Here is a 21,550-nt window from a genome sequence, read left to right as displayed (position 1 = left end):
TAAACTACGATCTAACCTGCATTTTATAATCGAATTGGGATACTAATTTTTCCATTGGATTACCTTAGGTTTTTGAAAAAAAGATATTTTTCACCATTGTTAAAGATGGAGAAATTCTTCTCCGTAAAACTTTTTGGCACATTCCTCAAATATTGTATTTATTGACCTTATCGATGAAATAAACTTCTTTTTTTTATTTTAAGATGAATCGGTAACCTCAAAAATTAATAGCTATACAATACTATTTCATCGTTACACAACATTTATTTCTCTAAGGAAGCCTTAACGTTAATTTTGTAGGCTATTAGGGTTACGTAAAAGAATTTCACTGAATTTCAGAGCTGTTTCTAGTTAGCGTAACTGGGTAAATTTTGAATTTGGAACTAGGGAATAAAAAGATGTTACAAAACTATATTTCAAGTAAACAGGCTGTTATGGACAAAAGAATTTTGTGGGTGCTATTTTTAGTGTCCAGTTTCACGTTTGCACAGACAACGGTTACGTTGGAGGACCAATGCAACTGTGAGGTACTCCAGGGAACTGATGTCTCCATCGCTGGCGTGTCCAGCCCTATCGGTGCCGATTTAGGAGATTTATATGTAAATACCACGACTGGAACTATCTTTTTCTGGGACGGGGATTCGTGGGAATTAACATCTACCGACGATCAGCAACTTACGGGTTTTATATTTAATGATAGCACCAATGAGTTAACATTGGATTTGGAAAACGGAGGATCTGTTACCGTTGACTTAAGTAGTTTGGAAGACACCTTTTCAGATGCTAATACCACAATCACAAATTTTGATATAGATTCAGGTACGAATAGCCTGGTTTTAACGGATAGTGACCTAAACTCCTTCTCAATTTCTTTAGCAAGTTTGGCTGCTATAATAGATACCAATACTGTGGTTACCGATTTTTTTATAGATCCAGGAGTAGGAGAACTTGTTATTTTGAATAATTTAGGTGGGGAATTTCGGGTTTCTCTATCTGGTATAGCAGCAGCGACGGACACGAACACAACGAACGCAACTTTTGAAGTTGATGCTGGTGCAAATGAATTAGTAATTGTAGATAGTGATGGAGACGAGGTTAGGGTTAATCTAGCCGATATTGCTGCCCAAGTGGACACGAACACGGAGTATACCGCGGGAACGGGGCTCGACCTGACGGGAACCGTGTTTACGGTCAACGATTCAGAACTGAACCCGGACTGGACGAACATTACGAGCATCCCTGCAGATATAGCTGACGGAGACGATAACGACAACACCACGAACACCGGCCTGACGGAGGACGGCACCAACCTTATCATCACGGACAGTGACGGCAACACGGTGACCCTCGCCCTTGCCGATTTGGCCGCCGAGATTGATACGGATACAAACATCACCAATGCCACCTTTGCGGTCGTTGGCACCGACTTGGTAATCACGGACACGGACGGTGGTACGGTAACGGTCGCTCTGGCGGACATTACCAGCGGAGTCGACACCAACACCACGAACACAAGCCTGACGGAGGATGGCACCGACCTTATCCTCACGGACAGCGATGGCAACACGGTGACCCTCGCCCTTGCCGATTTGGCCGCCGAAATTGACACGGATACGAACATCACCAACGCCACCTTTGCGGTCGTGGGCAGCGACTTGGTCATCACGGACACGGACGGCGGAACGGTAACGGTCGCTTTGGCCGACATTACCAGCGGAGTGGATACCAACACCACGAACACCAGCTTAACGGAGGACGGCACCAATCTTATCATCACGGACAGTGATGGCAATACGGTGACCTTGGCCTTGGCTGATTTGGCCGCCGAGATTGATACGGACACGAACATCACCAACGCCACCTTTGCGGTCGTAGGCACGGACCTTGTCATCACGGACACGGACGGCGGAACGGTAACGGTCGCTTTGGCCGACATTACCAGCGGAGTCGACACCAATACCACGAATACAAGCCTGACGGAGGACGGCACCGACCTTATCATCACGGACAGTGACGGCAATACGGTGACCTTGGCCTTGGCTGATTTGGCCGCCGAGATTGATACGGACACGAACATCACCAACGCCACCTTTGCGGTCGTAGGCACGGACCTTGTGATAACGGACACGGACGGCGGTACGGTAACTGTGGCCTTGGCGGATATTACCAGCGGAGTGGATACCAACACCACGAACACCAGCTTAACGGAGGACGGCACAAACCTTATCCTCACGGACAGTGATGGCAATACGGTGACCATTCCATTAGCTGATATTGATACAAATACTACAAATGATAGGTTGGAAATCAATGGTTCCAATTTGGAACTTGAAGATTCCGACGGCACTATATTATCCGTTTCTCTTGCAGCTTTAGCAGCGGCCACTGACACGAACACGACGAACGCCACCTTTGCGGTTAGCGGCACGGACCTTGTCATCACGGACAGCGACGGCGGCACGGTAAGCGTCCCTGTGGCGGACATCGCGGCTTTGACGGACACGAACACAACGAACGCTAGCTTGACGGAAGATGGTACGAACCTTATTTTGACGGATAGTGACAGCAACACGGTTACGATAGCCTTGACGGAGATCGCAGCGGAAACCGATACGAATACAACGAACGCGACTTTTGCGGTCGTAGGCACGGACCTTGTGATTACGGACACGGACGGCGGTACGGTAACTGTGGCCTTGGCGGACATCACCAGTGGAGTCGACACCAACACCACGAACACCAGCTTGACCGAGGACGGCACCAATCTTATCATCACGGACAGTGATGGCAATACGGTGACCCTTGCCTTGGCCGACATCGCAGCGGAAACCGATACGAATACAACGAATGCCACCTTTGCAGTTGTTGGCACTGACCTCGTCATCACGGACACGGACGGCGGTACGGTAACGGTCGCCTTGGCGGACATTACCAGTGGAGTCGATACCAACACCACGAACACCAGTTTAACGGAGGACGGCACCAACCTTATCATCACGGACAGCGATGGCAACACGGTGACCTTGGCCTTGGCTGATTTGGCCGCTGAGATTGATACGGATACGAACATCACCAACGCCACCTTTGCGGTCGTGGGCACCGACCTTGTCATCACGGACACGGACGGCGGAACGGTAACGGTCGCTTTGGCGGACATTACCAGCGGAGTCGACACCAACACCACGAACACCAGCTTGACCGAGGACGGCACCAATCTTATCATCACGGACAGTGATGGCAATACGGTGACCTTGGCCTTGGCCGACATCGCAGCGGAAACCGATACGAATACAACGAATGCCACCTTTGCAGTTGTTGGCACTGACCTCGTCATCACGGACACGGACGGCGGTACGGTAACGGTCGCCTTGGCGGACATTACCAGTGGAGTCGATACCAACACCACGAACACCAGTTTAACGGAGGACGGCACCAACCTTATCATCACGGACAGCGATGGCAACACGGTGACCTTGGCCCTTGCGGATTTAGCCGCTGAGATTGATACGGATACGAACATCACCAACGCCACCTTTGCGGTCGTGGGCACCGACCTTGTCATCACGGACACGGACGGCGGAACGGTAACGGTCGCTTTGGCGGACATTACCAGCGGAGTCGATACCAACACCACGAACACCAGTTTAACGGAGGACGGCACCGACCTTATCCTCACGGACAGCGATGGCAACACGGTGACCTTGGCCTTGGCCGACATCGCAGCGGAAACCGACACAAATACCACGAACGCGACTTTCGCGGTAGTCGGCACGGACCTTGTGATTACGGACACGGACGGCGGTACGGTAACGGTCGCCTTGGCGGACATTACCAGTGGAGTCGATACCAACACCACGAACACCAGCTTGACCGAGGACGGCACCAATCTTATCATCACGGACAGTGACGGCAATACGGTGACCTTGGCCTTGGCTGATTTGGCCGCCGAGATTGATACGGACACGAACATCACCAACGCCACCTTCGCGGTCGTTGGCACCGACCTGGTCATCACGGACACGGACGGCGGAACGGTAACGGTCGCTTTGGCAGACATCACTAGTGGAGTCGACACCAACACCACGAACACCAGCTTGACCGAGGACGGCACCGACCTTATCATCACGGACAGTGACGGCAACACGGTGACCTTGGCCTTGGCCGACATCGCTGCGGAAACCGATACGAATACAACCAACGCCACCTTCGCAGTCGTAGGGACCGACCTGGTCATCACGGACACGGACGGCGGAACGGTAACGGTCGCTTTGGCGGACATCACTAGTGGAGTCGACACCAACACCACGAACACCAGCCTGACCGAGGACGGCACCGACCTTATCATCACGGACAGTGACGGCAACACGGTGACCTTGGCCTTGGCCGACATCGCTGCGGAAACCGATACGAATACAACCAACGCCACCTTCGCAGTCGTAGGGACCGACCTGGTCATCACGGACACTGATGGTGGTACGGTAACGGTCGCTTTGGCGGACATCACTAGTGGAGTTGACACCAACACCACGAACACCAGCCTGACCGAGGACGGCACCGACCTTATCATCACGGACAGTGACGGCAACACGGTGACCTTGGCCTTGGCCGACATCGCAGCGGAAACAGACACGAATACAACGAACGCGACTTTCGCGGTCGTTGGCACCGACCTGGTCATCACGGACACGGACGGCGGAACGGTAACGGTCGCTTTGGCCGACATTACCAGCGGAGTCGACACCAATACCACGAATACAAGCCTGACGGAGGACGGCACCGACCTTATCATCACGGACAGTGACGGCAATACGGTGACCTTGGCCTTGGCTGATTTGGCCGCCGAGATTGATACGGACACGAACATCACCAACGCGACCTTCGCGGTCGTAGGCACGGACCTTGTGATTACGGACACGGACGGCGGAACGGTAACTGTGGCCTTGGCGGACATCACCAGTGGAGTCGACACCAACACTACGAACACCAGCTTAACGGAGGACGGCACCGACCTTATCATCACGGACAGTGATGGCAATACGGTGACCTTGGCCCTTGCTGATTTGGCCGCCGAGATTGATACGGACACGAACATCACCAACGCCACCTTTGCGGTCGTAGGCACGGACCTAGTGATTACGGACACGGACGGCGGAACGGTAACTGTGGCCTTGGCGGACATTACCAGCGGAGTCGATACCAACACCACGAACACCAGCTTAACGGAGGACGGCACTAACCTTATCATCACGGACAGTGACGGCAACACGGTGACCTTGGCCTTGGCCGACATCGCAGCGGAAACCGATACGAATACAACGAACGCGACTTTTGCGGTCGTAGGCACGGACCTTGTGATTACGGACACGGACGGCGGAACGGTAACTGTGGCCTTGGCGGACATCACCAGTGGAGTCGACACCAACACCACGAACACCAGCTTAACGGAGGACGGCACCGACCTTATCATCACGGACAGTGATGGCAATACGGTGACCCTTGCCTTGGCCGACATCGCAGCGGAAACCGATACGAATACAACGAACGCGACTTTTGCGGTCGTAGGCACGGACCTTGTGATTACGGACACGGACGGCGGAACGGTAACGGTCGCTTTGGCCGACATTACCAGCGGAGTCGACACCAATACCACGAACACAAGCCTGACGGAGGACGGCACCGACCTTATCATCACGGACAGTGATGGCAATACGGTGACCTTGGCCTTGGCTGATTTGGCCGCCGAGATTGATACGGACACGAACATCACCAACGCCACCTTTGCAGTTGTCGGCACTGACCTCGTCATCACGGACACGGACGGCGGTACGGTAACGGTCGCCTTGGCGGACATCACTAGCGGAGTCGACACCAATACCACGAACACCAGCTTGACGGAGGACGGCACCAATCTTATCATCACGGACAGTGATGGCAATACGGTGACCTTGGCCTTGGCCGACATCGCAGCGGAAACCGATACGAATACAACGAATGCCACCTTTGCAGTTGTCGGCACTGACCTCGTCATCACGGACACGGACGGCGGTACGGTAACGGTCGCCTTGGCGGACATTACCAGCGGAGTCGATACCAACACCACGAACACCAGTTTAACGGAGGACGGCACCGACCTTATCCTCACGGACAGTGATGGCAATACGGTGACCTTGGCCTTGGCTGATTTGGCCGCCGAAATTGACACGGACACGAACATCACCAATGCGACCTTTGCAGTTGTGGGCACCGACCTGGTCATCACGGACACGGACGGCGGAACGGTAACTGTGGCCTTGGCGGACATCACCAGTGGAGTCGACACCAACACTACGAACACCAGCTTAACGGAGGACGGCACCGACCTTATCATCACTGACAGTGATGGCAATACGGTGACCTTGGCCTTGGCCGACATCGCAGCGGAAACCGATACGAATACAACGAACGCCACCTTTGCAGTTGTCGGCACTGACCTCGTCATCACGGACACGGACGGCGGTACGGTAACGGTCGCTTTGGCGGACATCACTAGCGGAGTCGACACCAATACCACGAACACCAGCTTGACGGAGGACGGCACCAATCTTATCATCACGGACAGTGATGGCAATACGGTGACCTTGGCCTTGGCCGACATCGCAGCGGAAACCGATACGAATACAACGAATGCCACCTTTGCAGTTGTCGGCACTGACCTCGTCATCACGGACACGGACGGCGGTACGGTAACGGTCGCTTTGGCGGACATCACTAGCGGAGTCGACACCAATACCACGAACACCAGCTTGACCGAGGACGGCACCAATCTTATCATCACGGACAGTGATGGCAATACGGTGACCTTGGCCTTGGCCGACATCGCAGCGGAAACCGATACGAATACAACGAATGCCACCTTTGCAGTTGTCGGCACGGACCTTGTGATTACGGACACGGACGGCGGAACGGTAACTGTGGCCTTGGCGGACATCACCAGTGGAGTCGACACCAACACCACGAACACCAGCTTGACCGAGGACGGCACGAACCTTATCATCACGGACAGTGATGGCAATACGGTGACCTTGGCCTTGGCCGACATCGCAGCGGAAACCGACACGAATACAACGAACGCGACTTTCGCGGTAGTCGGCACGGACCTCGTCATCACGGATACGGACGGCGGAACGGTAACGGTCGCTCTGGCGGACATTACCAGCGGAGTCGACACCAACACTACGAACACCAGCTTAACGGAGGACGGCACCGACCTTATCATCACGGACAGTGATGGCAATACGGTGACCTTGGCCTTGGCTGATTTGGCCGCCGAGATTGATACGGACACGAACATCACCAACGCCACCTTTGCGGTCGTAGGCACGGACCTAGTGATTACGGACACGGACGGCGGAACGGTAACGGTCGCCTTGGCGGACATTACCAGCGGAGTCGACACCAATACCACGAATACAAGCCTGACGGAGGACGGCACCGACCTTATCCTCACGGACAGTGATGGCAATACGGTGACCTTGGCCTTGGCCGACATCGCAGCGGAAACCGATACGAATACAACGAACGCGACTTTTGCGGTCGTAGGCACGGACCTTGTGATTACGGACACGGACGGCGGTACGGTAACGGTCGCCTTGGCGGACATTACCAGTGGAGTCGATACCAACACCACGAACACCAGTTTAACGGAGGATGGCACCAACCTTATCATCACGGACAGCGATGGCAACACGGTGACCCTTGCTCTTGCGGATATTGCAGCGGAAATTGATACCGACACACAGTATACTGCGGGCACTGGTCTGGATTTGACCGGCACTGAGTTTAGTGTTAACGATTCTGAATTGAACCCAGATTGGACAAACATTACCAATATCCCGGCAGGGTTTGGTGATAATATTGATAATGTAGATGATGCGGATGCTGTCATAGGAAATGAATCCGTAACGGGCCTTACTTTCGACGGAACAACACTGACCTTAACCCAAGATGGTGCACCAAATGAGACCGTGACCTTATCAAGTGTTAATACAGATAACCAAACGTTGACACTTTCCGGAACTACATTAGGCATTACAGGAGGAAACACCGTTAACCTCAATACACTTTCTGATGATGATGTAGCTGTTACAAATACGGTCGCGGGTAACAGAATTGCAACAATTTCAGAACCTGGAATTACTGCGGTGGATATCAATGAAACGGTGACAAGTTTGTCCCAGGATAACGGCACGGGTGTGATAACTTATCTGGACGAAGATGGCGGACCTGCCCAAACGGCCAATGTCGTTAGTGCTCAAGCCAATAACCAGATTTCGGTTGGGTCAGATGGGGGCGCCTTTCTACTCGCGATGCCATCTATTTATGCCACAGGAAAAGTAGCCATTGAATATGTGGGTACCCCTGGTGTGGACGCCGCCAATAGCAGTTTGTACCAAGCTACGGTAACAAGAATAAATGAAGGTGATTATCAAGTAACTTTTGATACCGCTTTGGCTAATTCCAACTACGTGATTCAGCTTTCAACCTTGGACTGCGGTGGTGACTGCCCTGGAAATACAACAACAAATTATGACGACCCTGGGATTACTTATTATAACCAGACGGCAACAGGATTTAGGGTCAATATTGGGGACAGTGATAATGGCGGTACGCAGAAAGACGATATTGATTTAGAGTTCATGTTCACGGTAATCTTAATTCCTTAAGTAAAATCTAACCACAGTCTAAAAGAATGAAAAAAGTAATAATAGCTATTGGGTTGTTTATTGTTGGTGTCTCGGCAAGTGCACAGATTGAAGGTACTTCCCTTCCAAGTTTGCCTAACCTAACTACAGCCGAAATGAATAGTGCAACCGGGGTTTATGTTGGATCTTCTGTGTTTAACACGGATGAACAACGGATATACACCTATACCAGTTCGGGTTGGGTCACCAATACGGATAGTCAACAACTTACATTGAATTCCGCTAACCTGGAAATTTCAAACGGTAATAGTGTAGACCTTTCTACCATAACTGGCTTCGGGGATAATATCTATACTGTAGATGGTATTCTAACTGGTGATAGAGCGGTTACCCAGAACAATTTCGACCTCAATTTTGATGCCAACACCTTGGTGGTAAGTGGTGATAACGATAGGGTAGGCGTCGGCACTGATACACCATTGGGTAAATTACATGTCAGTACTTTGACAGGTGAAGATGTCATCTTTTCTTCCTCAAGTAATACGCCATCCAATGATATGGATTTGGATATGTATAGAACCCGTTTGGCAGGAACTTCAATTGCTCCTATTCAAGATGGGGATGCCCTTGGCGGAATACGATTTAATGGGTTGGTAGGTGCAGCAAGTGGCATTTTGGCCCCTTTCGCAACATCAGCAGAAATCAGTGTTACGATGGACGGTACAGTCAGTAACACCTCCGCTCCCGGTAAAATGGATTTCATTACCACCCCTGAGGGCTCACTTACCAAAGAAGTTCGCATGACGATAAAACCCGACGGGAATATTGGTATCGGAACGGAAACTCCAAATGCCAAATTGGATGTTGAAAACGGAACAGTCAGGTTCTCAGACTATGGATCAGGTACAATTACTGGAACAGCTACCAATATTCTTGCAGTAGACGCAGATGGTGATATTATTGAAGTGGGTGCAACAACCTTTAATGACAATCCATTCAACAATTCTGCAGATGACACGGTTGCCGAAAATGGGGATACGAGTATATACCTGCCCGGCAGTAGGCTGCAGGTAGGGACAGATGGTTCGGCCGCTGTGGCAATGACGCTAAATGATGGTGGGGGTAATGCTAACATTACCTTTAACCATACGAATAGAATACCTGATAGCGATGGATCTAGTGCCCGTATTCGTACCGATGTGGATGCAAGCACATCAAGAATGCATTTTGAACTGGCAGATAACGTAACCGCCGGTGCTGCTCCAACCATGACTACTGTTATGGACATCAGAACCGACAATATCCGCTTAAATCAAGACACCGATATTACCGGTAATTTGGATGTAAATGGCACTGCTCGGGTGCGAAATCTTCCCACAGCTGCCGACACCGACCAATTGGTTACCGCAGACGCGAACGGAAATATGAGGCAGGTCAATAGTCTAAGGGCATCCAAGGTATTTTATCCACCATCCATCGCAATAGATGCTTCAACACCGGACCCTGCAACAAATAGAACAATTGATTTGCATGCACAGTACATAGCGCAATTTGGATCTCCAGTTGTCAGTAGTGCTGGTACCATACCTACGTATGCAGCTACGGAACTCGATTATCACGTAACCTTTGCAGACCCTAGCGTTTTCGGAAATGGTACCACAGTTCAAAATATGAGCGTGGATGCCAATGGTATTTTAACCTATCGCATTTACAACTCACCCGCGGATTACAATGCCTTGATCAATGTAGTTTTTGTAGTAAAATAATTTAATCACAGCAACGACCTCAAATCGATTTGAAACATATCACTATATATAAAACCCTGGTTCTTAGCATTGTTTTTACGATGCTAGGGACACTTGTATCCAACGCCCAGTTTTTATTGCAGGCGCCAAACAGCACCGATGAAAATAATTACCAATGGTATGAGGCATCGGATACCGCTACGGTTTTAGGAACGGAATTTTTCTTGGAAGTAACAGCTCCCGGGATTTATTTTGCTACCTATGATGGTACGCTATGTGGTTCCAACGCTACCGGTTACTTTATTGTTACGGATTGTGAAGCACCTAATAATGAGGTAACACTGGATATTAGGTCTAATATTCCTGCTGGTGCTACCGTAAGTTGGTCGCCTATGCTTACAGGAGATCAAACGCAGCCAACTGTTACTGCAGACCAAACCGTGGTTAAATATACCGCAACCTTAACCAAGGCAGGTAATAACATAAATCTGCCCAATTTTACAGTGGTGTGTTTGAGTCAGGCCGCCAACTTGGTAGATGATATTGTCTCGTTAGATGAGGATACTTTAGCAATAGTAGATATCTTCGATAATGATACTGATTTGCCTACTACAGGAACCCTAACAACAACAGATCCGGCGAACGGAACCGTAACTGTGGATGATGGCGGAACACCAAACGACCCTACGGATGATATTGTTACCTATTCGCCAAACCCAGATTATAATGGACCGGATAATTTTGATTATACCATTTGTAATGCATCAGGTGATTGCAGTACCGCAACGGTGACCATAGATGTGTTGCCAATTGTAGACACAAACGATGATATTGTTACTATAGACGTAAATGAAATCATAAACATAAATACTTGGAGTCTAAATGATAATGATTTACCTACAGTAGGCACATATAGCGCAACTCAACCAACAAATGGCTCACTTACCATTGATGATAATGGCACACCTAGCGACCCATCAGATGACATAATCAACTATTTTCCAAATAATAACTTTGTAGGTACGGATACGTTTGAATACACGGTGTGTGATAGCCTAGGAAATTGTAGTACGGCAACGGTTACGGTTATAATAAGTCCTTCAGGAGCGGATTTGGATAGCGATAATGATGGTATTTTAAACACTTTTGAAGACTTGAACCTTGATGGGGACAATAATCCCGCTACGGATATTACGGATACCGACGGTGATGGTATTGCCGATTATTTAGATATAGACAGTGATAATGACGGTATACCGGACAATGTAGAAGCACAGACTACAGTGGCCTATATAGCACCAACGGGTATGGATAGTAATGGAAATGGACTTGACGATGCTTACGAGGTATCAGGGGTGCAAGGCTTATTCCCTGTTGATACCGATGGCGACAGTCTTCCGGATTATTTAGATGAGGATAGCGATAATGATAATATACTTGATCGTATAGAGGCTCATGATTATGATCAAGATGGTATAGCCGATACTTTATTTGTAGGCGCCGATGCCGATGGTGATGGACTTGATGATGGTTATGAAGGGGCTAATATCACCGATGACGATGTCAATGACGAAACAGATGACCCAATTAACGACTTGCCAAACACGGATAATGATGAAGAATCCGATTATAGGGACACCGATGATGACGATGACGGTATTGCCACGATCGACGAAGACTTAAATAGCGATGGTAATTATTTAAATGACGATAGTGATAACGACGGTATTCCAAATTATTTAGATTCTGATTTAGAGGCTCAAGGAGAAACCGTGGAAGTATTTAATGTAATTACGCCAAATGGTGACGGGGTTCATGATGTACTTCGTATAGATGGCTTGGAAAACTTTCCAGAAAATACAGTTCGGATATATAATAGATGGGGCGTATCTGTCTTTACTACTAAAGCCTATGATACCGATGGTAATGTGTTCGATGGTTCTTCTCAAGGCAGGGTCACCGTAAATCAGGATAATCAATTACCGGTAGGCACCTATTTCTATATCATTGAGTACAAAGAGCCAAGTGGAAATATGAAATCACTTTCAGGTTATTTATATATAAACAGATAAAAGCATGCTAGGTATACCAAAATACATCAACCACATACATAGGATTAGGCAGCTTTTGCTTATCGCCTTATTTTTTATAGGATTTGCCGCATTTTCACAACAAGATGCCCAGTATACACAATACATGTATAATACGGTAAGTATTAATCCTGCTTATGCAGGTACAAGAGGTCAAATTAGTATTGCTGCTTTGCATAGATCGCAATGGGTAGGTTTAGAAGGGGCTCCGGTTACACAGACCGTTAACATACATACTCCAATTGGTTACAAAGGTTTGGGAATGGGTGTTTCTATAGTGAATGACCAAATAGGTCCAACTTCTGAGACCAATTTTGATGCGGATTTTTCTTATACCATAAAAATGGCTAGTGAGGCCAGGCTTAGTTTTGGACTTAAGGGAAGTGTAAATTTATTGGATATCCGTTTTTCTGAACTGAACCAATTTACATCGGACCAAATATTACAACAGGATATCGATAATAGACTGTCTCCTAATGTTGGAGCTGGGATATACTATCATACGAACAAGTTTTACGCAGGCCTCTCGGTTCCTAGATTTTTGGAAACATCGCATTTTGAAGAATCCTCCTTATCGACGGCAAAAGAACAAATGAATTTTTACTTGATTACGGGCTATGTTTGGGACGTGAATCCTTTTTTGAAGTTTAAGCCAACCATTTTAACCAAGATGACCCAAGGTGCACCTTTACAGGTAGATGTTTCCGCTAACTTTATGTTCAACGAAAAGTTTATTCTTGGTGCCGGATATCGTTGGGATGCCGCGTTAAGTGGTATGGTAGGTTTTAATATATCCGAAGGATTTTTGTTAGGTATAGCCTACGACAGAGAAACTACGGCATTGGGTGGAGCAACCTTTAACGATGGATCTTTTGAAGTTATTTTAAGGTATGATTTCATTTCTATAAAGGACAATTTGAAGTCACCAAGGTTCTTTTAGGCGATTACAGCTTCCATCTTATACTTATATCTAATTATTTTATCGCCATGTGTACTTTAGCTTATGTAAAGATGCTATTTTTACATAATGAAGGAAGAAGAGGTAATTTTAGTCAATAAAAACGATGAGCAAATAGGTACCATGCCTAAAATGGAAGCTCATGAAAAAGCAATACTCCACAGGGCATTCTCCGTTTTTATATTAAATGAAAAAGGGGAAACTATGTTGCAACAACGGGCAGGGCATAAGTACCATTCCCCTTTATTGTGGACCAACACCTGTTGCAGTCATCAACGTGTGGGTGAAACTAATATACAAGCTGGTAAAAGACGTTTGCAAGAGGAAATGGGTTTCTCGGCAGACCTTAAAGAACTTTTTTCATTTATTTATAAAGCCCCTTTTGATAACGGTTTAACGGAACATGAACTGGACCACGTAATGGTAGGCTATTATGACGATGCGCCAGTCATAAATACCGATGAAGTGGCGAGTTGGAAATGGATGACCCCTAGAGCCATTAAGGAGGATATAAGTAACAACCCCCATATCTACACAGCTTGGTTTAAAATAATATTTGAAAAGTTTTACGAACACTTGTTGGATAACATCGAAAAAAAATGAAGGTGAAAGTTAGTAGAAGGGCGCATTTTAACGCAGCCCATAGGCTTTATAGAAAAGATTGGAGCGATACCCGAAACACCGAAATATTCGGTAAATGTAGTAATCCAAATTTTCACGGACACAATTATGAGCTTATTGTAAGTGTAACCGGCAAGATAGATCCTGAAACCGGATTTGTGATAGATGTAAAGGTGCTGAAAGATTTGATAAAATCAGAAATCGAGGATGCATTTGACCATAAGAATCTCAACAAAGAAGTACCTGAGTTTATGGAACTGAATCCTACGGCAGAGAACATTGCAGTGGTTACATGGCAAAAACTAAGACCGCACATAAATAAGGAAATGGATTTAGAAGTTGTGCTTTACGAGACACCACGAAATTTTGTAACCTTTTCAGGATAATAATGGGATTAAAAGTAGGTACTAAAATTCCGTTGTTCACGCTTCCCGATAGTAATGGAAATAATTTTTCTATACAGGAACTCCTTGGAAAAAAACCTTTAGTTATTTATTTCTATCCTAAAAATAATTCCCCTGGTTGCACAACGGAAGCATGCGATTTTAGGGATAGTTATGAAGATTTTGTAGCCTTGGGTGCCGAAGTAATTGGCATTAGTGCGGATTCGGCAAAAAGTCACGCACGCTTTGGTGCAAAATATGGCTTGCCCTTTATTTTGTTGTCAGACAAGCATAACACGGTTCGCAAACTATTTAAAATAAAGAATAGTCTATTGTTGTTACCGGGAAGGGAAACCTATGTTATTGATAAAACAGGCACGGTTATCATGGTCTTTAACAGTATAAATGCATCGGAACATAAGAAAAGGGCATTAAAAACCTTGCTTTCAATGAACAAATAAACTTTAATATACCTAGGTAATGCGTATATATCCGTTAAAATTTCGTCCTATTTTAAAAGAGCGGCTCTGGGGAGGCACCAAATTGGAAAAAGTATTGCAAAAACCCATAGTTAGCGATATTACGGGAGAGAGTTGGGAGCTTTCTGCCGTTTCCGGCGATGTTTCTGTTGTATCTAACGGAGAGCTCGCCAATACGTCTTTGCGTACGTTGATAGATAGATTTCCGGAAGCGCTGTTAGGTAAAAGTGTTGTGGAGCGTTTTGGAAAGGAATTTCCTATTCTGATTAAATTTATCGATGCAAAACAGGACCTGTCCATTCAACTACATCCCAACGATGAATTGGCTAAAAAGCGCCATAATTCTTTTGGTAAAACCGAGATGTGGTACGTTATGGATGCGGATGCCGGAGCTGAACTTATTGTTGGTTTCAATAAAAATGTAACAAAGGAACAGTATTCCAAGAGTTTGGAAGACGACAGCTTGTTGGAATTATTGAACTATGAAACCGTAAATAAGGGAGACACTTTTTTCATAAACACAGGTAAGATACATGCTATTGGCGCCGGAGTGCTACTTGCGGAGATACAACAAACCTCGGATGTAACGTATCGTGTTTTCGATTTTAACAGAAAGGACAAAAACGGTAATCTTAGAGAGCTACATACAGAAATGGCATTGGACGCAATCGATTACGAAAAAAAGGATGATTTTAAGGTACGCTACGACAGGACTTTGGATGCTACGAACAGTATGGTGGATTCCCCTTATTTTAAAACCAATTTCTTAAATCTAACAACAGACTTTATCCAAGATACTGCATCAAGGGACTCTTTTACCATCTATATGGCCGTTGATGGTGTTGCGGATCTAAAAACCAATGAGGGTAGCGCCAGGATCAACAAAGGAGAAACAGTATTAGTGCCGGCAATGGCAAACAGAATTCACATTGAAACCAACGGTGTACAACTATTGGAAGTCACTATTTAATACGAATCTTATTTTTACAAGCTTAAAGTTGTATTTTTGTAAAAAAATTTAGTAAAATGGCAAGCGTTAGAGATTTAAAAAAGGATATCAACTATGTTCTAGGCGATATCATTGAAGCGGTTTATATAGTAGAAGCAGCTAATGGAAAGCAAGATTCCAAGGAGGGTGCTAAAGTCATTGACGATGCAATAGCGACCTTTGATGATTTAATTGCAAAAGTGAACCAAAAAGATGTTGAAAACAGGAAATCACACTTAACAGCGGTACGATCCGAGTTGGAGACAAAAGCAAAAAGTTTGGTAGACGATTTAAATAAACTAAGTTAGATCCAACAAAATGGGTTAAACTAAAAAAAGCATCCCTACATTGGATGCTTTTTTTTTATTCTTTGCTTTTTTCTATTAATAAGCTTAGCTCTTTGCCATACTTGGAATTGGCTACCTCAGTTGGCAGCACGGAAGCTATAGAATCCAAGTATTTTACATTCACTTCCGGTATTTCCTTAACTGCAATGTAAGGGGCTATATAGGAGTCTTTGTTGTTGATCGCGAAATTAATGGCGAAAACATAGCTGCGTTGTATTTTTCTGTTGTACAGCAACGCAATGGAGTCTAGTTCTTCTGCACTGTATGTCGCATTCTGGTTAGAGATGAGTTGTGTCAGTTCAAGGCTTCTGAGGTTGTTGTCGGACATAACTTTTCTAAATTCCTCAAGCTTTTCTTGGCTTTTGGACCCTGTAATTTTAGCCTTAGTGTCAAAGGAATTCCAATGGGTACTCACGTTTATGAGTCCCGGTTCCGCAAAAAAAGAAATTCTGTCGTTTATGTCGTTGTTGTCTTTTTTATCAAGATATAGATAGAAAATTTCGGGGCTTTCCAGCTCTGTTTTAAAGGTAAATTTTCCATCACCTTCAATTTCAAGCGAGTCTACCGTAACAAGAGTGGTATCGTTTATGTGCTGCAGATACAAGGTGCCTTTTTTGAGTCCCTTTATCGTGCCGTTTATGGTCATTGTATTTTCGGTTTCACTCGTGCAGGAAATTAACAGACATAAGAGGCCAAGGGAATATAGGAATCGTTTCATGTTTTTTTATTAGGGCGCAAATATCAATAAAATTTTGTAAATATAGGTGCTGTAAAATTTTTAGTTTTGAATCCCATAGTAGGATTGATTCCCCTAGGTTTGCCTTGAAATGTAAAACTAGTTCCGTAAACATAATTCGTGCACTCCTACTAAGGTTGTTGATCTATAAGCCAGAGGCCACTTCCATCAAATATGCGCAGAATAAGGCACCGCCGGTGCCTACAACATACCCAAGAACGGCAAGCAGCACACCTACCGAGGTGAGGGATGGATGAAATTCCGCTGCCACTACCGGTGCCGATGCCGCACCACCAACATTGGCCTGACTCCCTACTGCCAAAAAGAAGTAGGGCGCCCTTATCAGTTTTGCGACCAAGATCATGAGTCCTGCATGTATGGCGATCCATATAAACCCAACGGCTATAAGACCGGGATTTTCCAATACTTTTCCCAGATCCATCTTCATACCTATGGTTGCGACAAGGATATAAATAAACACACCTCCTATTTTACTGGCACCTGCACCTTCATAATTTTTTGCTTTGGTGAAGGAAAGCAGTATACCAATGGTCGTGGCAATCACTACCATCCAAAAGAAGCTAGATCCTAAAAAGGATAGAAAGCTTTTTTTATTGCTAACGGCATCAAAATTCAGCAATAAATAATCACTTAAATTATTACCAAAATAATGCGCAATACCTACGGCTCCAAAAGCAAGACAAACCATGAGCATGTAGTCGTTTAAGGTTGGGACCCTCGTAATCTTGTCTGTAAACTCGGTTACTTTTAGCTTTAGTCTTTCAATACTGGAGGTATCCGCCTTTAACCATTTGTCTATTCGTTCCGTTTTTCCTACGCCAAGGAGAACAATGGCCATCCAAACATTGGCGACTACAATGTCTATTAAAACCATTCCCCCATATTTTTCAGGATTATATTTAAATATTTCCAACATAGCGGCTTGGTTTGCACCGCCGCCTATCCAGCTTCCCGCAATGGTAGATAGTCCTCGCCATGTAGCATCAAAATCATTTCCGCCAACAGTCTCCGGTGAGAAAATAGAAACTAGTAGTATCGCGATAGGGCCACCTAGGATTATACCGGTCGTTCCTGTAAGGAACATGATCAAGGCTTTTGAGCCTAAGTTCGCAATAGCTTTTAGGTCAATGCTTAAGGTCATCAGCACCAGTGCTGCCGGCAATAAATACCGGCTCGCCATAAAATAAAGGTTAGATATCTTGTCCGAAATAAGACCACTGCTTGCCAAAATAGCGGGGAGTAGGTAGCACATAAGCACGGCCGGTACAATAGAATAGAATTTTCTCCAAAAGCCGGTTTTGATACTAGAGGTATAAAAAATGAATCCAAGTGCTATGGCCAAAAGCCCAAATACAACGGTATCATTGGTAATAAGAGGTTCTAAGGTCGTGTTTTCCATGGTTAAGGGCGAAGTTTTTCAAATATAATCAAATAAGCAGATGTTGTTGGATAAAGTGGGCCACACCATGGTCTGTATTTGCCAATGTAATATGGTCCGCAATCACTTTTACTTCTGCACGGGCATTTGCCACGGCTACTCCGCACCCAGCATCTTTGATCATTTCAATATCGTTGTAATTATCCCCAAATACGATGACGTCCCGTAATGATTCTGTGGGTTTAAGGATGTGTGCTATTGCAGAGCTTTTGGAAACAGATTTAGGAGCGATTTCTATAAGAGTGTCGTTAGACCTGTAGATATGTAGGTCGCTACCGAACTGGTTTTGCAGGTGTGGCATTACCAAAGCTGCACTTTCTTTACTGCACATTAGCATTACTTTGTGCGCACCCGTAAGTTGCAAAGCGGTAAGCGTAGCTTCTGTTGGCCGGAAAGTGGGTTGGGTCTTTGTGTATTTAATCTCTTTTTTTACTCGTTCGGAGGTTTTGGGCACAAACCAGTTATCATCTACATATATTCCTAAATCTATTCCTAAAGGGGAAGTCATTTCATGCACGGCCCATAAAACACTGGTTGGAATGGGTATAGATAAAACTGTCGTTCCATTTTGCAGAACCAAGGCGCCGTTATAGCAGATTATAGGTTGATGTTCAATACCCAGGCGCTCCTGTAGATAATACATGCCACTGGGCATTCTTGCGGATACCAAAATAATTTGAACCGTTTTGCGTATGCGTTGGATTTGTTGTACGGTGAATTCCGAAACATCACTTTTGGTAGAGAGTAGGGTTCCGTCCAAGTCGGAACATAGTACTTTATAGGTCATTTTAGATGTTTAGCCAGTAGGAAAGTTTTAGGTTAATGGAGCGAAATCTGGGAGCAAATACATCTACCGAGTAGTTGTCATTGTAAACGATGAACAGGTCGGATAGGGGAGCAAAGCGCCACTGTAACCTGGAATTGATGCCTAAATTATCTCTCTGGTTGCTATACTGTATCAAGGTAGACCAGAAAATAGATTTACTGAAGGTTATATCTACTTTGGGGCTGATCAACCAGATAGCGGCACTAGGAAATGGATTTGGTAAATCTATTTGGTCGTAATTGAAGAGCAAGGATACCAGTGCTTTAGGTTGAAAACGCATGGCCATGCCGCCTTCAAGCGAGAATCTATTCCCATTAAAAAACCTTCCAACGGACGATTCAATTTCATAAGAAAACAATTTTCGTTGATCGGATTGATATCCGGCCTCAACGCTGTTATAATGATAATTTTGGTTGGCCGGAAGCTCTACGGCGCCCTGCGTTCTTGTGGGGTCGAACGAGTCGAACAGGAACGTAAAGCTATTGGTATATTCGATCCTTGCCTGGGACTGATTATTAAATTGTACCTCGTAACTTCCTTGAAGGTCATAATCGGTATTTTGAAAATTTCTGCTAGGACTCCAACGTATGTTGGTAAAAGAGCGAAGAGCATGATTTTGGACAATTCCCTTTTTAGGCCAAAAAACGCGTTCAGCGCTCAGTAGTGTCTTAAAAAGATCGGTTCTACGTACGAAGCCCAAATCTGAACGAAAATCTTCATCTACAAAAGTACCTTTGGCAAAAACATTGAATTTTCTTGTATTGTAGCGGATAAGGGCACTCGAGGCCAAATTACCTTCATTGTCGTCCGGTTGATAGGATTTATGCACGATAAACGATCCGTTCCAAGTATTGTCCTTAGAGGCTAGATTGTAATCGACCCCTAAAACGCGATTGTATTCATCTTCGCGTTCTACAAAGTCATAGTCTTTGAAGGACTGCTTGTTGATAAAAAAAACACCGATGTTGGACCTGGAGAAGAGCCGCTGTTGTAATGCCAGCATGGTGTTATTGTTGGACGGAATTCTATTTTCCAAATCCTCTGCCGTTTGAATGTTTAATAATCCAACACGAAGGTCTTTTGTAATTTTCCCACTAAGGCGCGCCCCTCCGATAAGATTGTTCTCTATGGTATTCCCTGCGGTGTCCCTCGCGATACCGATACGTCTAGAGAAAAATGGGCTAAAATCAAAACCATTGCCAAAGCTTGCAAAAAGGTCGTTATTATCTATGAAAAATTGACGTCTTTCGGGTAAGGCAATTTCAAAACGGGTGAGGTTGGTTATAAAATTATCGACCTCTACGGTAGAGAAATCCGGATTCAGCGTTAGGTCCAAATTTAAACTGTTTCCCACGGATATTTTAGCATCTGCACCCACCTTAAAATTATCCAGATTTTTACCATTGTCAAAGTCCCTTGCCGTAATACCGTTTACATAAGGAATAAGTGCCAATGGGGTTCTTGACTTGCCCAAAGGCTTTTCAAAAACCATATCCCCCATAAAGGCTAGGTTATAGATAAGTTGATTCTGGGGTATTCTTGTCCAAGTGCTTCGTTCGTTGGACTGTGTTTCGATGCGGTAGCTATTAAAGCGCCATTTGGTAGCACCTTCTTCAAACTTTAGGGAGGTGAGCGGAATTACCATCTCGGCCGTAAAATAGTCGTCATATATTTTAGCATCCCCTCTCCATTTCATGTCCCAGGAAAGATTAAAGTCGTTCTGGCTCGTTCCTCCATTTGCAATCAGTGCTTCCCGGCGAACACCATAGGGGTTTATGCCAAACAAAAATGCATTGGTGCCATCGTTAAACGTGTCGAAAACTAGGGAAAAACTATCGCTTCCGCTACCTCTAAAGTCGCGTTGTAAGCTTGTGGTAGCATATTTTTTTCCGCTGGAATAGGCCTTAATTCCTACATATAAATTCTTGTCGTCGTAAAGGATTTTGATCGAGGACTGCTTGCTTGCCTGTACAGAGTCTAGAGGAAAGTACTCCCAAAATTCTACGGCACCATCACTGGATTTTGCCCAAATGGGCTCATCCAGTACGCCATCTGGTGTAATCGTTTCTGAGATAAAAGGTACGGTAAACGATTTTTGCTCTTTTTGACTAAAGGCGGTCAAAAATGTGCATAGGAATACAACCATCGAAACAAACCTTAGCATACTCCGGTTGTTTGAATGTTATATTTTCTAAAAAGTTTGATGGTCATAAATTTTAATTCCAATTATTTTTGTT

Annotated in this window: 13 protein-coding genes; 9 read left to right on the top strand and 4 right to left on the bottom strand. The window is 45.6% G+C overall.

The window, feature by feature from the left end; all coding sequences use genetic code 11:
- Nucleotides 1-434: 434 nt before the first annotated feature.
- From ACFQZJ_RS11445 to ACFQZJ_RS11405, 9 genes are all read left to right on the top strand, one after another.
- Nucleotides 435-8,702 carry a hypothetical protein gene (locus tag ACFQZJ_RS11445; RefSeq protein ID WP_379934649.1) on the top strand — a complete coding sequence of 2,756 codons (8,268 nt, stop codon included), beginning with the start codon at nucleotides 435-437 and terminating at the stop codon, nucleotides 8,700-8,702.
- Nucleotides 8,703-8,728: 26 nt separating this feature from the next.
- Entirely contained in the window at nucleotides 8,729-10,447 is a 1,719-nt protein-coding gene (locus ACFQZJ_RS11440; RefSeq protein WP_379934648.1) for a hypothetical protein, read from the top strand.
- Nucleotides 10,448-10,527: 80 nt separating this feature from the next.
- Entirely contained in the window at nucleotides 10,528-12,498 is a 1,971-nt protein-coding gene (locus ACFQZJ_RS11435; RefSeq protein ID WP_379934647.1) for a T9SS type B sorting domain-containing protein, read from the top strand.
- Nucleotides 12,499-12,502: 4 nt separating this feature from the next.
- On the top strand, nucleotides 12,503-13,456 hold the full coding sequence (locus tag ACFQZJ_RS11430; RefSeq protein WP_379934646.1) for a PorP/SprF family type IX secretion system membrane protein: 954 nt from the start codon (nucleotides 12,503-12,505) through the stop codon (nucleotides 13,454-13,456).
- An 87-nt stretch (nucleotides 13,457-13,543) separates the two neighbouring features.
- A complete protein-coding gene (idi, locus tag ACFQZJ_RS11425) occupies nucleotides 13,544-14,077 on the top strand; it encodes an isopentenyl-diphosphate Delta-isomerase (RefSeq protein WP_379934644.1) in 534 nt (177 codons plus the stop codon).
- On the top strand, nucleotides 14,074-14,481 hold the full coding sequence (locus ACFQZJ_RS11420; RefSeq protein WP_379934643.1) for a 6-pyruvoyl trahydropterin synthase family protein: 408 nt from the start codon (nucleotides 14,074-14,076) through the stop codon (nucleotides 14,479-14,481). The genes idi and ACFQZJ_RS11420 overlap by 4 nt, the downstream gene beginning before the upstream one ends.
- 2 nt (nucleotides 14,482-14,483) lie before the next feature.
- Nucleotides 14,484-14,939: a peroxiredoxin gene (locus ACFQZJ_RS11415; protein ID WP_379934641.1), complete on the top strand. Its 456-nt coding sequence runs from the start codon at nucleotides 14,484-14,486 to the stop codon at nucleotides 14,937-14,939.
- Between the two features lie 19 nt (nucleotides 14,940-14,958).
- A complete protein-coding gene (locus tag ACFQZJ_RS11410) occupies nucleotides 14,959-15,927 on the top strand; it encodes a type I phosphomannose isomerase catalytic subunit (RefSeq protein WP_379934640.1) in 969 nt (322 codons plus the stop codon).
- A gap of 56 nt (nucleotides 15,928-15,983) precedes the next feature.
- Nucleotides 15,984-16,253, top strand: a complete 270-nt coding sequence (locus tag ACFQZJ_RS11405) for a hypothetical protein (protein WP_379934639.1) — start codon at nucleotides 15,984-15,986, stop codon at nucleotides 16,251-16,253.
- Between the two features lie 55 nt (nucleotides 16,254-16,308).
- Here ACFQZJ_RS11405 and ACFQZJ_RS11400 read toward each other — a convergent pair whose 3' ends face one another.
- The 4 genes from ACFQZJ_RS11400 to ACFQZJ_RS11385 form a co-directional block, all read right to left on the bottom strand.
- On the bottom strand, nucleotides 16,309-17,010 hold the full coding sequence (locus ACFQZJ_RS11400; RefSeq protein ID WP_379934637.1) for a DUF4369 domain-containing protein: 702 nt from the start codon (nucleotides 17,008-17,010) through the stop codon (nucleotides 16,309-16,311).
- A 163-nt stretch (nucleotides 17,011-17,173) separates the two neighbouring features.
- Nucleotides 17,174-18,448 carry a DUF819 family protein gene (locus tag ACFQZJ_RS11395; protein WP_379934636.1) on the bottom strand — a complete coding sequence of 425 codons (1,275 nt, stop codon included), beginning with the start codon at nucleotides 18,446-18,448 and terminating at the stop codon, nucleotides 17,174-17,176.
- A 28-nt stretch (nucleotides 18,449-18,476) separates the two neighbouring features.
- Nucleotides 18,477-19,274 carry a Cof-type HAD-IIB family hydrolase gene (locus ACFQZJ_RS11390; protein WP_379934635.1) on the bottom strand — a complete coding sequence of 266 codons (798 nt, stop codon included), beginning with the start codon at nucleotides 19,272-19,274 and terminating at the stop codon, nucleotides 18,477-18,479.
- Between the two features lies 1 nt (nucleotide 19,275).
- Nucleotides 19,276-21,477, bottom strand: coding sequence for a DUF5916 domain-containing protein (locus tag ACFQZJ_RS11385; RefSeq protein ID WP_379934634.1), 2,202 nt, complete (start codon nucleotides 21,475-21,477; stop codon nucleotides 19,276-19,278).
- Nucleotides 21,478-21,550 lie beyond the last annotated feature (73 nt).

Source organism: Maribacter chungangensis (genome assembly GCF_042676845.1).
GTDB lineage: Bacteria > Bacteroidota > Bacteroidia > Flavobacteriales > Flavobacteriaceae > Maribacter > Maribacter chungangensis.
Note: the sequence above shows the minus strand (reverse complement) of the source record. Positions and strands in the feature narration are given on the sequence as shown.

Bases quoted from the DNA above. Each gene is read 5' to 3' on its own strand.
- ACFQZJ_RS11445 (WP_379934649.1), top strand. From the start codon at position 435: ATGGACAAAAGAATTTTGTGGGTGCTATTTTTAGTGTCCAGTTTCACG.
- ACFQZJ_RS11390 (WP_379934635.1), bottom strand. From the start codon at position 19,274: ATGACCTATAAAGTACTATGTTCCGACTTGGACGGAACCCTACTCTCT.
- ACFQZJ_RS11420 (WP_379934643.1), top strand. From the start codon at position 14,074: ATGAAGGTGAAAGTTAGTAGAAGGGCGCATTTTAACGCAGCCCATAGG.
- ACFQZJ_RS11395 (WP_379934636.1), bottom strand. From the start codon at position 18,448: ATGGAAAACACGACCTTAGAACCTCTTATTACCAATGATACCGTTGTA.
- ACFQZJ_RS11415 (WP_379934641.1), top strand. From the start codon at position 14,484: ATGGGATTAAAAGTAGGTACTAAAATTCCGTTGTTCACGCTTCCCGAT.
- ACFQZJ_RS11410 (WP_379934640.1), top strand. From the start codon at position 14,959: ATGCGTATATATCCGTTAAAATTTCGTCCTATTTTAAAAGAGCGGCTC.
- ACFQZJ_RS11435 (WP_379934647.1), top strand. From the start codon at position 10,528: ATGCTAGGGACACTTGTATCCAACGCCCAGTTTTTATTGCAGGCGCCA.
- ACFQZJ_RS11430 (WP_379934646.1), top strand. From the start codon at position 12,503: ATGCTAGGTATACCAAAATACATCAACCACATACATAGGATTAGGCAG.
- ACFQZJ_RS11385 (WP_379934634.1), bottom strand. From the start codon at position 21,477: ATGCTAAGGTTTGTTTCGATGGTTGTATTCCTATGCACATTTTTGACC.
- idi (WP_379934644.1), top strand. From the start codon at position 13,544: ATGAAGGAAGAAGAGGTAATTTTAGTCAATAAAAACGATGAGCAAATA.
- ACFQZJ_RS11400 (WP_379934637.1), bottom strand. From the start codon at position 17,010: ATGAAACGATTCCTATATTCCCTTGGCCTCTTATGTCTGTTAATTTCC.
- ACFQZJ_RS11405 (WP_379934639.1), top strand. From the start codon at position 15,984: ATGGCAAGCGTTAGAGATTTAAAAAAGGATATCAACTATGTTCTAGGC.
- ACFQZJ_RS11440 (WP_379934648.1), top strand. From the start codon at position 8,729: ATGAAAAAAGTAATAATAGCTATTGGGTTGTTTATTGTTGGTGTCTCG.